The sequence below is a fragment of the Bradyrhizobium sp. 147 genome, assembly GCF_023073935.1.
Lineage (GTDB): Bacteria > Pseudomonadota > Alphaproteobacteria > Rhizobiales > Xanthobacteraceae > Bradyrhizobium.
The window spans coordinates 75722-89042 of the sequence record NZ_JADPKL010000117.1 but is presented as its reverse complement, the minus strand read 5'-3'; the positions used below and the strand labels follow the sequence as shown (position 1 = coordinate 89042).

Annotated in this window: 15 protein-coding genes and 1 pseudogene; 5 read left to right on the top strand and 11 right to left on the bottom strand. The window is 64.0% G+C overall.

Annotation, left to right across the window (positions count from 1 at the left end; all coding sequences use genetic code 11):
- Nucleotides 1–101 precede the first annotated feature (101 nt).
- The 4 genes and pseudogenes from IVA87_RS28820 to IVA87_RS28805 all read right to left on the bottom strand — a co-directional run bounded on the left by IVA87_RS28820 (nucleotide 102) and on the right by IVA87_RS28805 (nucleotide 4263).
- On the bottom strand, nucleotides 102–1139 hold the full coding sequence (locus tag IVA87_RS28820) for an aspartate-semialdehyde dehydrogenase (RefSeq protein ID WP_247336326.1): 1038 nt from the start codon (nucleotides 1137–1139) through the stop codon (nucleotides 102–104).
- A 233-nt stretch (nucleotides 1140–1372) separates the two neighbouring features.
- Nucleotides 1373–1975 carry a PepSY domain-containing protein gene (locus IVA87_RS28815; RefSeq protein ID WP_247295194.1) on the bottom strand — a complete coding sequence of 201 codons (603 nt, stop codon included), beginning with the start codon at nucleotides 1973–1975 and terminating at the stop codon, nucleotides 1373–1375.
- A gap of 251 nt (nucleotides 1976–2226) precedes the next feature.
- The gene (locus IVA87_RS28810) at nucleotides 2227–2970 is read right to left on the bottom strand and encodes a TetR/AcrR family transcriptional regulator (protein ID WP_247295416.1); all 744 of its coding nucleotides are present in this window, start codon (nucleotides 2968–2970) and stop codon (nucleotides 2227–2229) included.
- Nucleotides 2971–3105: 135 nt separating this feature from the next.
- A pseudogene (locus IVA87_RS28805) lies at nucleotides 3106–4263 on the bottom strand (patatin-like phospholipase family protein).
- A gap of 241 nt (nucleotides 4264–4504) precedes the next feature.
- Here IVA87_RS28805 and tgt point away from each other — a divergent pair.
- Complete coding sequence (gene tgt / locus IVA87_RS28800) at nucleotides 4505–5650, top strand: tRNA guanosine(34) transglycosylase Tgt (RefSeq protein WP_247336323.1); 1146 nt, start codon at nucleotides 4505–4507, stop codon at nucleotides 5648–5650.
- 13 nt (nucleotides 5651–5663) lie between these two features.
- Here the strand turns inward: tgt and IVA87_RS28795 are convergent, their stop codons facing one another.
- Nucleotides 5664–5882, bottom strand: a complete 219-nt coding sequence (locus IVA87_RS28795) for a hypothetical protein (RefSeq protein ID WP_247295185.1) — start codon at nucleotides 5880–5882, stop codon at nucleotides 5664–5666.
- A 225-nt stretch (nucleotides 5883–6107) separates the two neighbouring features.
- On the opposite strand from IVA87_RS28795, the gene cysK reads away from it, so the two are divergent.
- Both cysK and IVA87_RS28785 read left to right on the top strand, forming a co-directional pair.
- Entirely contained in the window at nucleotides 6108–7085 is a 978-nt protein-coding gene (gene cysK / locus IVA87_RS28790; protein WP_247336320.1) for a cysteine synthase A, read from the top strand.
- A 3-nt stretch (nucleotides 7086–7088) separates the two neighbouring features.
- The gene (locus IVA87_RS28785) at nucleotides 7089–7328 is read left to right on the top strand and encodes a BrnA antitoxin family protein (RefSeq protein WP_247336317.1); all 240 of its coding nucleotides are present in this window, start codon (nucleotides 7089–7091) and stop codon (nucleotides 7326–7328) included.
- A gap of 193 nt (nucleotides 7329–7521) precedes the next feature.
- Here the strand turns inward: IVA87_RS28785 and IVA87_RS28780 are convergent, their stop codons facing one another.
- Together IVA87_RS28780 and IVA87_RS28775 are read right to left on the bottom strand one after the other, a co-directional pair.
- Nucleotides 7522–8952, bottom strand: coding sequence for a caspase family protein (locus tag IVA87_RS28780; RefSeq protein ID WP_247336315.1), 1431 nt, complete (start codon nucleotides 8950–8952; stop codon nucleotides 7522–7524).
- Nucleotides 8953–9156: 204 nt separating this feature from the next.
- On the bottom strand, nucleotides 9157–10032 hold the full coding sequence (locus IVA87_RS28775) for a DMT family transporter (RefSeq protein WP_247336312.1): 876 nt from the start codon (nucleotides 10030–10032) through the stop codon (nucleotides 9157–9159).
- A 150-nt stretch (nucleotides 10033–10182) separates the two neighbouring features.
- Between IVA87_RS28775 and IVA87_RS28770 the strand changes: the two genes are divergently transcribed.
- A complete protein-coding gene (locus IVA87_RS28770) occupies nucleotides 10183–10581 on the top strand; it encodes a RidA family protein (protein ID WP_247336309.1) in 399 nt (132 codons plus the stop codon).
- A 50-nt stretch (nucleotides 10582–10631) separates the two neighbouring features.
- Here IVA87_RS28770 and IVA87_RS28765 read toward each other — a convergent pair whose 3' ends face one another.
- The 3 genes from IVA87_RS28765 to IVA87_RS28755 form a co-directional block, all read right to left on the bottom strand.
- Nucleotides 10632–11177: a hypothetical protein gene (locus IVA87_RS28765; protein WP_247336306.1), complete on the bottom strand. Its 546-nt coding sequence runs from the start codon at nucleotides 11175–11177 to the stop codon at nucleotides 10632–10634.
- Complete coding sequence (locus IVA87_RS28760; RefSeq protein ID WP_212432599.1) at nucleotides 11122–11472, bottom strand: hypothetical protein; 351 nt, start codon at nucleotides 11470–11472, stop codon at nucleotides 11122–11124. The genes IVA87_RS28765 and IVA87_RS28760 overlap by 56 nt, the downstream gene beginning before the upstream one ends.
- A 173-nt stretch (nucleotides 11473–11645) precedes the next feature.
- Nucleotides 11646–12233, bottom strand: coding sequence for a formyltransferase family protein (locus IVA87_RS28755; RefSeq protein WP_247336303.1), 588 nt, complete (start codon nucleotides 12231–12233; stop codon nucleotides 11646–11648).
- Between the two features lie 477 nt (nucleotides 12234–12710).
- On the opposite strand from IVA87_RS28755, the gene IVA87_RS28750 reads away from it, so the two are divergent.
- Nucleotides 12711–12941: a hypothetical protein gene (locus tag IVA87_RS28750; protein WP_247336341.1), complete on the top strand. Its 231-nt coding sequence runs from the start codon at nucleotides 12711–12713 to the stop codon at nucleotides 12939–12941.
- 5 nt (nucleotides 12942–12946) lie between these two features.
- On the opposite strand, the gene IVA87_RS28745 is transcribed toward IVA87_RS28750, so the two are convergent.
- Nucleotides 12947–13249 (bottom strand): hypothetical protein, encoded by a 303-nt coding sequence (locus IVA87_RS28745; RefSeq protein WP_027575377.1) that lies wholly within the window; start codon nucleotides 13247–13249, stop codon nucleotides 12947–12949.
- Nucleotides 13250–13321: the final 72 nt, after the last annotated feature.

Below are 13321 nucleotides of genomic sequence, written 5' to 3'. Positions count from 1 at the left end.
CCGTTGGGTGGGCAAAGGCGCAGAGCGCCGTGCCCACCATCGATCTGCATAGTCGAGGCCGATTGGTGGGCACGCTTCGCTTTGCCCGCCCTACGAGACCGCTACGCCATCGCGCGCTGCGGCAAGAGCTCCGCGATCTGCACCGCATTCAGCGCCGCGCCCTTGAGCAGCTGATCGGCCGCGACGAACATCGAGATCGAATGTCCTGTGGGGTCGCTGAGGTCCTTGCGGATGCGGCCGACCAGGACGTCGTCCTGGCCCGAGGCGTCGATCGGCATCGGGAAGTAGTTCTTGGCGCGGTCGTCGACCACCTTGACGCCGGGCGCCTGCGCCATGATGGCGCGGACCTGGTCCTCGGTGATCGGCTTCTCGCATTCGAATGTGATGGCTTCGCAATGGGCGCGCAGCACCGGCACGCGCACGCAGGTGACGCCGACGGCAATGGTCTCATCCTCGAAGATCTTGCGGGTCTCCTTGATGACCTTGGTCTCTTCATCATTGTAACCGGTCTCCGGATCGACCGCGGTGTTGTGGTTGAAGAGGTTGAAGGCGTAGGGGTGCGGCATCACCTTTGGCGTATAGACCTGTCCGTTGAGATTGGCGCGGGTGGATTCGACGAGCTCCTCCATCGCCGCGGCGCCGGCGCCGGAAGCCGCCTGATAGGTCGATATGATCACGCGCTTGATGCGGTTCTTCTGGTGGATCGGCCAGAGCGGCACCAGCGCTGCGATCGCGGCGCAGTTCGGGTTGGCAATGATGCCCTTGTGGTCACGAATGCGGCTTGCGTTGATCTCGGGGATCACCAGCGGCACGTTCGGATCCATGCGGAAGGCGGAGGAATTGTCGACCACGACCGCGCCGGCCTTGACCGCGATCGGCGCGAACTTCTTGGAGATGCTGCCGCCGGCGGAAAACAGGGCGATGTCGACGCCGTCAAACGCGCGCTCGGTCAATTCCTCGATAACGACCTGTTGTCCGCGGAACGACACTGTCTTGCCGGCCGAGCGGGCGCTCGCCAGCGCCTTGAGCTTGCCGACGCGAAAGCCGCGCTTGTCCATGGTGGCGATGAATTCGGCGCCCACCGCACCGGTGACGCCGACAATCGCGACGACGGGATCGTTACTCACTTTGTCCTCCATTGCGTTTGAGAATTTAGGCAACAAAAAAGCCCCGGACCATCGAGGTTGGGGCTTTGGTAGAGCTGATGCGTTTAAGTCGACGACCTACGCGCGCACGCCTCCCCGGGCCCCTGGGGCCGTGGTGGTTTTGGTCGTGCGTTTGGTGGTCGCGAACATGGCGGCGACTTATGCGGGAGAGTCTTGCAGCCGTCAATGGCTTTCCGCCCCGGTCGATGCCGGGGCCGGGCCCGCCGCTATTTGGCCCGCGCGCCCGGCGGCTCCAGGATGACCTCCTTGAGGTCGTCGCCGCTGATCACGACAATCGCAAAATTGAGACGGCCGCGTTCGCGCACCAGCCCGCCGCTGATTGCCTTGCCCGAGGCCGCGCGTTCGGCGACGCGCACGGCGTCGGCGAGGCGATGCCTGATCGCGCCGAGCGCTGCGAGGTTGTCGCGGTCCTCATGGTCGAGCTCGGCGAGGGGGAGAGCGGCTTCCCCGCCGACCAGCTCTCCAGTCGACGCGTTGATGGTGTGGCGCCAGATCCGGTCATTGTGCAGGGTTTTCACCCGGTAGACCGGGGCGCCGGAGGCTCCATCGAAACTCACATCTGCCGTGGTGGCGCCGGCGTGTCGGCCTTCTGCAATCGCCATGGCCTGGCTGATCGAGATTGACGAGCTGCGGAAGCGCTCGATCTCGCGGCTGACCGCCTGGCGGTCCGCTTCGGCAGCACCATCTGTGTCGCTGTGAAGCGCGGTCGGCGTGCCTGCGGTCACGATCGCCTGTGCCGGTGCGGCGAGGAGCAGCGCAGGCAAGGCGATCGCAAGCAGTTGCGAGGTCCATCGTTTGGCTGTCGTCATGCTCGAAACCCTCGGCCAGCGAGTATGCCGGATGATCGTAAAGAATTCGCGGCCGACCTTTGGGCACTGGTCGGCCGCGGAGCGCCGCATCGGGCTGTACCCGGCGCGACGATCGAAGCGGTACGGACCTCCTTAGGGCTGGTGAAAAAGGGGTCCGTCTCGCCTTATAACAAAACCATACCGTATCGTTTCATTTGGTCAACGGCCGCGCCGCGGGTTTCCGGGGATTTGATCGCGAGCTCACGGAATTGTCAGCGGGACGGGCGCCGCTGCGTGCTCTTTGCGGCGCTCTGGACGCGGTCGGCGGGTCCCAGCGCGCCGGCCAGGAACAGCTTGATCGCCGCACGCATGCGCTTCTCCGCAGGTTTTAGCTCCAGCGCCGTTCCGAACGTCGCCATGCGGTGGGTGTGCCCGACGACCACGTCGAGAAACACCTCGGCTGCAATGGTGGTGTCTTCGACATCGAGTGCGCCTTGCGCCACCAGGTGATCGAAGAAGCGCGCCGTGGTGGCGACGGCCTTGAGCCAGCCTTCCTCCTTGCCGAGCTTGGCGACGTCAGGGAAGTTGATGGCCTGTGACGTCATCATGCGGCTGAAGGCGACGGCGTCGGGACCGCAGGTGAATGTGAGCATCTCGCGCCCGATCTCGACCAGCCGCTGCTCGACCGAGATATTCGCGGCGCTAGAGAGTCGCGTCTCCGCGGCTGCCGACAGCGGTGCAAGCCATCGTGCGATCTCGCGCCTCAGCACGGCCGCAAACAGCCCTCGTTTGTCGCCGTAGCGGGAATAGACTGTGGGCTTGCTGACCCGGGCCGCCTCCGCGACCGCGTCGAGCGAGGTCGCGTCGAAGCCGCGATCGAGGAACAGGCGGGTGGCGACCTCGATCAGCCGCTGATCGCGCTCGATCGCGGCGGTCTTCGTCGGCCGGCCGCCGCGCGATTTCGGCACCTCGCGCCGTGGCGCAGCCGGTCTGGTCTTGGTCGCAGTCAATCCCATGCCCAATGATTCCTGCGCGGTCGCAATATCAGTCATTCGCTCTATATCGCGCAGCAGCGGGGGCGTCATCGCGAATCTGGCCGATTTGGCCGTATCATCAACGGTTTCCCTGTGGCCTCGTTCCGTCATGAGGGATCACGGAAGCGTCGAAGTCCAGGCCTGGCCGGAAGCCGCCTTGTCATATCCGTACTGATACAGCGCCCGCATATAGGCGGTATCGAACCCTTCCGAGGGCGCCGCCGGATAGTCGCGCGCGATGTAGGAGAGATGGAAGCCGAGCCGGTTGCGCTTGGCGAAATCATAGGTGGAGAAGATGATCGAGCGCGTCTGCGACTGGGTGATCGATGACAGGCTGCGCGAGGCGACGTCTACGGTGCTGTTGGAGACGAGCTCGAAATTGCGTTCGATCTTCTTGTTGACGAGGATGTAGATGTCCATCTCCGCGTTGCCCGGCAGGCGGCTGCCTTGGAAGAGCAGGGCTTCCGGCAACGTCAGCACCGGCGCCGTCACCCCGCCGTCGACATGCATCTCCTGGAAACGCCGGCCCTGGCCTTCGGCGTCGATCATGATCGGCGGAAAAACCAGCGGAATGCTGGCGGAGGCCGCCATCACGTCGCGAAACAGTTTTAGCGCCTCGGCTGTCCCGACCGCGGCGATCTTGCCCATGTCCCAGATCGCGGTCCGCTGGGTGTCGAGATCCGTCGTCACCACCAATAGCTTTCGGCCCTTGGCATTCTCGCGCGCGACTTGCGCCATGATCTCGGGTCCGACATAGCGGGAGACAAGCTCGCGCAGCCGCGTGTTGCCGAACAGGCCGGATCCGAATAGCACCCGCATGATGCTGGGATCGTTCAGGAGGCTCTCGGCGATGCCGCTGGTGTAGACCTCCTTCAGCGTGTCGTCATATTGCGAGCCGAGGAATGCAAACGGCGCGATCAGGCCGCCGGTGCTCACACCCGAGACGACTGAGAACGTGGGACGGGTTCTGGACGCGGTCCAGCCGTTCAGCACGCCGACGCCATAGGCGCCGTCGGCACCGCCGCCGGATAGCGCCAGGTAGGTCTTGGTCGCGGTGCTGTTGTCTTTGTCGAAGCTGAATTTCGTAACGGGCTCGTCGGCTTAGCGCCGGAGCCCATCGATATCGAGCACGCGCGATGTGCTGGCTTCAGCGGCCGTGTAGGGCGTGCGGTGCAGGGACGTGCAGGCACCGAGCACCAGGCTGCACGTCAAGACCAGGACTCCGCCCAGGCGGGCTCCTCTCGGCCTTATCCAGCCCTGCGATGGGGCGGACATGTCACTCGAACTTGAGGGGTGGGGCATCGTCGGTGGCGGGCGATCACACTCATACGGCCGCCGGCAAATCTGCCGCGGCATTCTCGTCCAGCCTCCATAGTAAAACTACACTGTATCGTTTTGTTTAACAAGAGTAGCGGACCCTCAATATGGCTCCTGGTGTCTCAGTTGAGCCATTGGCCGGCCGTGGCATGGTTCGGGCGGGTTGATCGATGTCCTCCGACACGCAATAAGCACCGCCATGAATCCCGACAATGATCTTCCCAATCACTTTGAATTGCTCGCTACCGATGGCGCCGCGCGCAGCGGGCGCCTGACCACGCCGCACGGCGTGGTGCGGACGCCGGCCTTCATGCCGGTCGGCACCGCGGGTGCCATGAAGGGCATGCACTGGCGCGAGGTGCGCGACGCTGGCGCCGACATCGTGCTCGGCAACACCTATCATCTGATGCTGCGCCCCGGCGCCGAGCGGATCGCGGCGCTTGGCGGCTTGCAGACCTTCACCGGCTGGAACGGGCCGATGCTGACGGATTCCGGCGGCTTCCAGGTGATGTCGCTGGCGGATCTGCGCAAGGTCAGCGAGCACGCCGTCACCTTCCGCTCGCATATCGACGGTGCCAAGGTCGAGCTCTCGCCGGAGCGCTCGATCGAGGTGCAGCGCTTGCTCGGCTCCGACATCGCCATGCAGATGGACGAATGTGTGCGGCTACCGGCCGAGCGTGATGACATCGAGCGCGCGATGCGCCTGTCGCTCCGTTGGGCCGAGCGCAGCAAGCGGGCCTTCGAGAGCGCGCCCGCCGGTTACATGCTGTTCGGCATCGTGCAGGGCGGCGACTTGCCGCAGCTTCGCCATGCGAGCGCGCAAGGCCTGGTTGAGATCGGCTTCCACGGCTATGCGATCGGCGGCCTTGCCGTCGGCGAGCCGCAGGCAGTGATGCTGGCGATGATTGACGAGACCGCCCCGCTGCTGCCGCAAGAGCGCCCGCGTTACCTCATGGGCGTCGGCACGCCCGACGACATCCTCGAGGCGGTCAAGCGCGGTGTCGACATGTTCGATTGCGTGATGCCGACGCGCAATGGCCGTCACGGCGTCGCCTTCACGCGCTTCGGCCAGGTCAATTTGCGCAACGCGCGCCACGCCGACGATCCGCGTCCGCTCGATGAGGAGAGCTCATGGCCGTCGACGCGCAGCTGCGCCCGCGCCTATCTGCATCATCTCGTCAAGGCAGGCGAGACGCTGGGGGCGATGCTGCTATCCGAGATCAATGTCGCTTACTATCAAACCCTGATGCAGGGCATCAGGGTTGCGATCGCACAGGGCAAGTTCGAGGAGTTCTATCAGCTTACGCGTGAGGACTGGGCGAGGGGCGACATCGCCCCGCGCTAGAGCAACTCCACGATCAGTTGCATACGAACCGCTGCTTGACGGCGTGCTTGGTGACGAAGCCGTAGCCGCAATTATCGCAGGTCCAGAGATAGCTGATCACGTGGTCCGAGACGTAGGCGGATGCTTCGGCGGCGACCATGGAGTCGGCGCAGACCGGACAGGTGGGCAACTCGCTGCAACGCGGATCGCGGTTGAGCGCGACGGTCGACAACACTTCAGCAATTGCTGACATCGTGGTGACCTCTCCCTGCTTTGAGACTTAAGTCTAACATAAGCAGATGCGCTTGACGAGGTCGCAACACAAATGCGTTGGTTTTCTGATGTTGGCAGCTCACGTGATTTTGCGATGCAGCGTATTTAACATGTGCTGCATTGTCGCTTGCGTGTCGCCGCAAGCTGTCCGTAACTGCGCAAGAGCAGCGACAGAAGCGCAGATCGTCGCCACAGGGAGTTCATCATGGACGCATCGTCCAACACGGGTGCAGCGCACCAGCCCGGTCGCGGCCGGATCTATGGCTCGATCGTCGAGGCTTTTGGCGACACGCCGGTCGTGCGGTTGCAGCGACTGCCCGGCATGCACGGCGTGAATGCGACCATTTTGGCAAAACTTGAATATTTCAGTCCGGCCGCGAGCGTGAAGGACCGCATCGGTGCGGCCATGATCATCGCCATGGAGAAGGCGGGCATCATCACGCCCGACACCGTGTTGATCGAGCCGACCTCCGGCAATACCGGAATCGCGCTTGCCTTCGTTGCGGCCTCGCGCGGCTACCGGCTCAAGCTGGTGATGCCGGAGTCGATGTCGATCGAGCGGCGCAAGATGCTGGCCTTTCTCGGCGCCGAACTGGTGCTGACTCCGGCAGCCCAGGGCATGAAGGGCGCCATTGCCGCCGCGGAAGAACTGTTGAAGACGACGCCGAACTCGGCGATGCCGCAGCAGTTCAAGAACCTCGCCAATCCCGAGGTGCACCGCCGCACCACGGCGGAAGAGATCTGGCATGACACGGCGGGCCGCATCGATATCTTCGTCGCCGGGGTCGGCACCGGAGGCACCATCACGGGCGTCGGCCAGGTGCTGAAGCCGCGCAAACCATCGTTGCGGGTGGTGGCGGTCGAGCCGGAGGAGAGCCCGGTGCTCTCAGGCGGCCAGCACACCCCGCACAAGATCCAGGGCATCGGCGCCGGCTTCGTCCCCGACATCCTCGATCGCTCCGTGATCGACGAAATCGTCAAAATCAACTCGACGACGGCAATCGAGACCTCCCGCGCGCTGGCGCGGCATGAGGGCATTCCAGGCGGCATCTCCTCGGGCGCCGCGATCGCGGCGGCGCTCCAGATCGGCAAGCGCCCCGAAGCTGCGGGAAAAACCATCCTGGCGGTGGTGCCGTCCTTCTCGGAGCGGTATCTTTCGACGGCTCTGTTTGAGGGAATCTAGAATATGGCGGATCAACCAAGGCGGCCGCGTACGCTTGGCGATGCCAGGACGGAAGCTGAGGCCGCGTTCAAGAAGGTGACAGCCAAGGCCGCCGTGGCGCCGCCCAAGCAAATCTCCGTTCCCGGCATCAAGGAGCAGGTCACGCTGCGTATCGACCAGGACGTGCTGGAATTCTTCCAGGAGGGCGGACCAGGCTGGCAGGACCGCATCAACGAGGCGCTGCGGAAGGCCGCGGGGAAGTAGGCACCCCAGCCCAGGCAGCGGACCCTCATCTTGAGGGGATTGCGCGGCAAGCGTCTCCAACGATGAACGCCCTGCTGCTGCATCCGGGTCCTTGATCCTTCGAGACGCGCTCCATGGCGCGCTCCTGGGATGAGGAACTCGCAACGAAAAAGCCCGGCCTGAGCCGGGCTTTTGCTTTGATTGGCTTCGCGCCTCAGCGGCGAAACATGCCGCCCATCATGCCGCCGACGACGCCACCCACGAAGGCAGCGCCGGCAGCGTCGCCTGGATTGCTACGCTGAGGAGCGGGTGCGGGCGCACTGCTGGGTGCCGGGGCGCTGGCGCGCCGAGCCGCCTTCTGGCTGTTATCGCTGGCGGTCGGCGGTGCAGCCACGATCTCCGAGAGCAGGGCCTTGTGTTGGTGCTTATTGAGGTAGCCGGAGGAAGGATAGCCGCGCGCGGCCTGCCAGCGCTTGAGCACGGCGCGGGTCTCATCGCTGAACACGCCGGTCTGCTTGGTGTCGAAGCCGAGGCCGGTGAGGCGACGCTGCACGTCGCGGCGCTGGTTCTTGTCGAGGCCGATCTGGTCCTCGGTGAGCTGAGTGGCCTCGTCGATAAAGGTCGCGGGATCGACGCCAGCAGTGAGCGTGCGGGTCGCGGTCGAGGGGCCGCTCTTGATCGCAGCAAGGCGTGCCAGCGCCAGCGCCTTGAACTGACCGTTCGGATAGGCGGCAAGATAAGCGTTGAGCTCTTCCGGCTTGTTGGACTCCTTTACCGAGCGCCAATATTCGAGCTCGACGCCGTCCGAGCCGCCGCCGGTCGCCATTGGCACGCTGCCAGCCGCGGTCGGAGCCGCGTTGGCGACCTGGGTCGTCGGGGCCTGGTTGAGATAGACGGAGCCGGTCAGGTTGGTGTGGCCCCAGGGCAGCTGGCCTTTGCGGGTCTCTTCATTGACCTGGGCGCGCACCGACGTCATCGCCTGCTGGATCTCGACGCCGGGCTTGGTGATGTTGTCGATCAGCGCGCGGGTGAACGGGCTGTTGTTGCCCTCCTGGCCGTCGAGGGCGGTCTGGCCAGGGCCGGTGGCGAACGCGATCAGCGTGCCTTCGCCGGACTTCATCTCGGCGAGACCGCTCTGGACGTTGACGCTGCGGGTCGCCGAGTTCGACTTGATCTTGGCGGCGAACGGATTGTCGCGGCAGGCATCGAGGAAGACGAGCTTGACCTTGGCATCGCCCATGGTCTGCTCGAGCGTGAGGTCGATGTTGATGGCCGCCCCCAGCTTGACGTCCATCTCCGACTTGATGTCGGCGTCGACAGGCAGGAGATAGTTGGTGCCACTGACCGCGATGCCGTGGCCGGCATAATAGAACAGCGCAATGTCGGAGCCTTGCGCCTTGCGGCCGAAGTCGAGCAGCTTTTCCGTCATCTGGTCGCGGCTGAGATTGGATCCTTCGATCACCTCGAAGCCGACATTGCGCAGCGTCGCCGCCATCGCCTTGGCGTCGATCGGCGGGTTCGGCAATTGCGCGACGTTCTTGTAATTGCCGTTGCCAACGACGAAGGCGACGCGGCGGTCGGCCTTCGCGGCACTGATCGACAGGGCCATGCACATCAGCGAAGCGAGGAGGGTGAAATAGCGCATCTGAGATCCCCAACAGAATCGAATTGCAGGCAGCAACAAATTGGCAACGAACCTACACGAAGTGCCCGACTCCGCGCCACCAAAACGGCAGTAAGTCGCGTCCAAACCGCTGCTGTGTGGCCGAATGTGCACGATGGGAATGCTTCCCGAACGTGATCCAAATCACACGGCCACTTCGTTTTGTCGCGCAAGGCAGCGCGAGGTTCACTGCGCGCGGGCAGGAACGGGCGGAGCCGGCTTCAAATTCAGGAGATTGCCGCACAGGATCAGCGCCGCGCCGAGGACCGTCCAGGCATCGAGCCGCTCGGAATATAGCAGCCAGCCAGCCGTCGCGGTCAGTGGAACCCGAAGGAAGTCCATGGGGACCACGATCGTCGCGTCCGCATAGCGCATCGCGCTCGCGAGGCAATAGTGTGAAAACGTGCCGCAGACGGCGATCACGCCGACCCAGGCCCAGACATGGGCCGATGGCCAAGTCCAGACAAACAGCGTCGGAGCGAAGCCTGCGACCGACTGCACCACCAGCATCCAGAACAGGATCGACAGCGCGCTGTCCGTGCGCGTCAGGGATTTGACCAGCGCCATTGACACGCCAAATCCGACGGCAGCGCCGAGCGCGATCAACTGCCCCGGATTGATCTCGCCAGCGGCGGGACGGACGATGACGATCACACCGACAAGGCCGAGCACGATGGCCGCAACCCTCCACGGCGTCATGCGTTCGGACAGGAAGCTCGCCGCCAGGATCGCCGTCCAGATCGGCATGGTGAACTCGATCGCGACCACCTGGCCGATCGGGATCAGCGTCAGTGCAAAGAACCAGCCAAGCTGAGCCGCATAGTGCACCAGGTTGCGACCGATATGTTGCGGCAGGCGCGACGTCTTGAGCACCTTGAAGCCGCCCGCGCGGTAGATGATCGGCGAGAGCAGCACGAAGCCGAGCAGCGACCTCACTTCCATGATTTGAAAAACGTTCAGCTCGCGCGTGGCTTCGCGCCCGGCAACCGCCATCACCAGCATCAGCGACAGCCAGCCGGCCATCCACAGTGCGGCCATCGTTTTTGACGGTGTCGTGCTCATTGGGACAGATGCTGGAGAATGAATCTTGAAACAACGGCCGGTATCAGCGACATCGCCGCTGTTTGCAACGGCCAACTCTGCGGATGCAGCGATGCAGGTCGGCGTGCTAAGGCGTCAGCGAACAACGAGAAAATCGGGAGGTCTTTGCTCATGCGTATCTTGCAGCCGGCCGAGTGGAAAAAACCGCGCGGCTTTTCCCATGGGGTCCTGGTCGACGGGCCGGGGCGTTGGGTGGTGCTGGCCGGGCAGACCGGCGGCGATGAGAGCGGCAACTACGCGCCTGACATGGCCGCGCAAGTTGCGACAGCGCTGAAGCGGATCATCAAGCTCCTGGGCGAGGCCGGCGCGGGCCCCGAGCACATCGTCCGCCTGACGTGGTACCTGACCAGCCGCAGCGAGTATGAGGCCGCCGGAGCCGCCATTGGCGCGGCCTGGAAGGAAACGCTTGGACGCAACTTCCCACCCTCGACGCTGCTTTACATCGGCGGTCTCGTGGACGAGCGGGCCAAGGTCGAGATCGAGGTCACGGCGTTCGTGCCGCAGGCATAAAAAAATCGACCCGGCGAGATCGCCGGGTCGACTGTCTTGAACGTGCTATCTCAGCGCGACATCGAGATGTTGGCGCCGCGGAACTGGCTGTCGGCGCGCATCGTGACGGTCTGCTTGTTGCCGCTCGTCTTCAGCGCGATATTGGCGTTGAAGCCGGCGGCAGAGGCGACCACTTCGAAGTTTCCGCCGCCGCCGCGGCCCTGGAGCGAGCCGCTGATGTTGCGGCTGGCCTCGGACCAGCTGCCGGTGATGGCGCTGCCCTCTGACTTGACGCTGGCCCCGAGATTGAACTTATAGGCGTCGCTGGCGCAGGTCAGCGACATTTCCATGGTCGGGCCGATCGGGGTGTACTTGGCCCGGCAGCGGATCCGCTCGGTCGAGCCATCATCGAGGATGACGGTACCGCCGCCGCTCCAGGTGCCTGCCATCGGGGCAAACGGGCCGGCCTGGGCTTGGCTTTCAGTGTGGGCGATGCTCGCCGCAAACAAAATGGCGGCCGCGATCAGCAGCCGCCGGACTCTGGCGCGAGCCTCAATTGGTTTACTGTCGCGATGCTTCCCATCGCCCGCTGCATGGTATGCCTGCAGATGCTCCATTCCACTTCCCCGATCCGGCGTTGCCGTTGAGTTGACCGTTGGCATATGCACCATTGATCGAAACTTTCACAAGTCCCTCACGACCGATGGTGCCGGAAACGTTAGCGCCGGGCGCGGTGATCTTGCCGTCGGCAACCGTTAGCATGGAGCTCGCGGTCGGTTCGCAGGAGCCGCTCTTGGTCACGATCGTGACCTGCCAGTTGCCGTCATAAGGGCTCTGGGCAAAGGCGGGAGCGGCGAGGGTGCCGGCGAAAACTGAAGCGGCACAGAACACCGCAATGCGACCAAAACGCATGAATTCCGTCCTTGAATTTGTCTGGTATGCTGACGCTTATTCGGACCAAATGTGACGGAAGTTTGGTGCAATGCCAAACCGAAAATTGTTCCTGTGGAAACAATGGTTTATTTGAGTCTTGGTGCTCCGATTTCCGCTGCAAAATCAAAGCGGACCCGCGTTAAGGGTAAATGTCAGGAGAGACTCGGCGCCAAGGTCGCGAACTGCTCGTCCTGAACTTTGGCCGGCAGCGCCTTGTGGACCTTGGCATAATCGATCACATCGGCCAGCAGCTTGAGGCCGAGGGGCGCAAGCGCGCGTTCCCAGAGCTCCCGCGCCGTCTCGCCCTTCTTGACGAAGCACCAGTCCTGGGCGGCGATGGCGCCCGCGTCCATGCGGTCGGCGAGGTGGTAGATCGTGCCGCCGGCGATCGGATCGCCTTCCTTGATGGTCCATTCCACGGCGGCCTTGCCGCGGTGGCGCGGCAATAGCGAAGGGTGATAGCCGATCCCGCCCAGCTTGGCGGCGGCAAGCGCGTCCCTGCCGATGCGGGCGTGGCTGTGCGCCGTGACGATCAGATCGGTATCGGAGGCAATCTCGGAGGCCACCACCAGTTTAGGATTGGCCTGGACCACCACCTCGATGCCGGCCGCCTTGGCGGTCGCGGCGAGGCGATCCTCGGCATCGGCCACCACGACCCGCGCGATCGAGACGCCGTGCTCCCGGAGCATGTTCAGGGTGGTCACGCCGAAATGGCGGGAGCCGACGAGGGTAATGCGCATGGGTATCCGATCCGTCTCGCAGCTGCGTTATCCCCCGATAACACGTCCGGACGTCCTGTCACCACCCAGGCCGCGTTTGCGCGGGTTATCAACAATGCACCGGGTGAGGGCGCGATGAACTCAGCGATTGTGCAGCCACCAGCGTTGCCGTGGTGCCACGGTCGGATGGGAAATGTGGGCAAGCCGGCTCTTGTGTTTCGTTGTAGACAGAAGAGATCTTCGGTCTGCCGTAAGAGCATGCACAAACCGGGGCTGGCGACATTTCAACCCGCATCTGTTTTCAAACCCGGCTTGGCCGCTGGCGTGATCGCCAGCGGCTTTTTCATACCGCGCATCGCGAAATCATCTGATGGTAATACGTTATCAACCAGCTTGGCGTATCGACGAATCCGTCGCGGATTTGTATTGCGTACCGCGACCGAGAATGTCCCGCCGGCGCAGGTGCGCCGCGCCGGCCTTTTCGCCGGGACCGATCTCATGCCGAGCGCGATTGAGCAGATCGTCGACATCTATGTCCGACTGAAGAACCGACGCGGCCTCGACGAGCTGATGATGCACAGGCAGCGGCTCGCGGTCGATCTGAAGCGCAGGTCGGGCTATGATTTCAGCCTGCCCATCGGTCAGATCGACGAGGAGATCGCAATCATCGAAGCGGGCCTTAGCCGGCTGAAGGCGTCCAACACGGCCGACACCAGCCAGCCGACCTGATCCGTTCAGTCGCGCCGGCCGCCGTCGATGACCGTGAACAGCGGCCGCGCCGGAGTCGGCTCGACCAGGAGCTCTTCCACCAGTGCGGTCGCCGCATCGACATATTTGCGCGTCGGCTTGTCGAGCGGACGCTTGGCCTCGTCGTCGAGTGCGACTTTTGCGGCCTCGACCAGCTTGCGCATGCGCGCCGCATGATCATCGCCCGCCGTTAGCGTCGCGCGTGCCAGCGAACGCAGCACGAACAGCTCGCCCTCAAGGCGGAGCAGACGGTCGTTGAGCCTGGTGAGGACGGCGTTGAGGTCGGCCATGGCGGATGTTCGGCGCGGAGGATCTGTCCTGATCTAGCGGCGATCGGTGAACGGAGTCCAAACACCCTTGGC

Excerpts from the sequence above, each read along its gene's own strand:
- IVA87_RS28770 (WP_247336309.1), top strand. The coding sequence starts at position 10,183 with ATGCGTATCTTGCAGCCGGCCGAGTGGAAAAAACCGCGCGGCTTTTCC.
- tgt (WP_247336323.1), top strand. The coding sequence starts at position 4,505 with ATGAATCCCGACAATGATCTTCCCAATCACTTTGAATTGCTCGCTACC.
- IVA87_RS28750 (WP_247336341.1), top strand. The coding sequence starts at position 12,711 with ATGCCGAGCGCGATTGAGCAGATCGTCGACATCTATGTCCGACTGAAG.
- IVA87_RS28755 (WP_247336303.1), bottom strand. The coding sequence starts at position 12,233 with ATGCGCATTACCCTCGTCGGCTCCCGCCATTTCGGCGTGACCACCCTG.
- cysK (WP_247336320.1), top strand. The coding sequence starts at position 6,108 with ATGGACGCATCGTCCAACACGGGTGCAGCGCACCAGCCCGGTCGCGGC.
- IVA87_RS28760 (WP_212432599.1), bottom strand. The coding sequence starts at position 11,472 with ATGCGTTTTGGTCGCATTGCGGTGTTCTGTGCCGCTTCAGTTTTCGCC.
- IVA87_RS28785 (WP_247336317.1), top strand. The coding sequence starts at position 7,089 with ATGGCGGATCAACCAAGGCGGCCGCGTACGCTTGGCGATGCCAGGACG.
- IVA87_RS28820 (WP_247336326.1), bottom strand. The coding sequence starts at position 1,139 with ATGGAGGACAAAGTGAGTAACGATCCCGTCGTCGCGATTGTCGGCGTC.
- IVA87_RS28795 (WP_247295185.1), bottom strand. The coding sequence starts at position 5,882 with ATGTCAGCAATTGCTGAAGTGTTGTCGACCGTCGCGCTCAACCGCGAT.
- IVA87_RS28765 (WP_247336306.1), bottom strand. The coding sequence starts at position 11,177 with ATGGAGCATCTGCAGGCATACCATGCAGCGGGCGATGGGAAGCATCGC.
- IVA87_RS28745 (WP_027575377.1), bottom strand. The coding sequence starts at position 13,249 with ATGGCCGACCTCAACGCCGTCCTCACCAGGCTCAACGACCGTCTGCTC.
- IVA87_RS28775 (WP_247336312.1), bottom strand. The coding sequence starts at position 10,032 with ATGAGCACGACACCGTCAAAAACGATGGCCGCACTGTGGATGGCCGGC.
- IVA87_RS28780 (WP_247336315.1), bottom strand. The coding sequence starts at position 8,952 with ATGCGCTATTTCACCCTCCTCGCTTCGCTGATGTGCATGGCCCTGTCG.
- IVA87_RS28815 (WP_247295194.1), bottom strand. The coding sequence starts at position 1,975 with ATGACGACAGCCAAACGATGGACCTCGCAACTGCTTGCGATCGCCTTG.
- IVA87_RS28810 (WP_247295416.1), bottom strand. The coding sequence starts at position 2,970 with ATGGGATTGACTGCGACCAAGACCAGACCGGCTGCGCCACGGCGCGAG.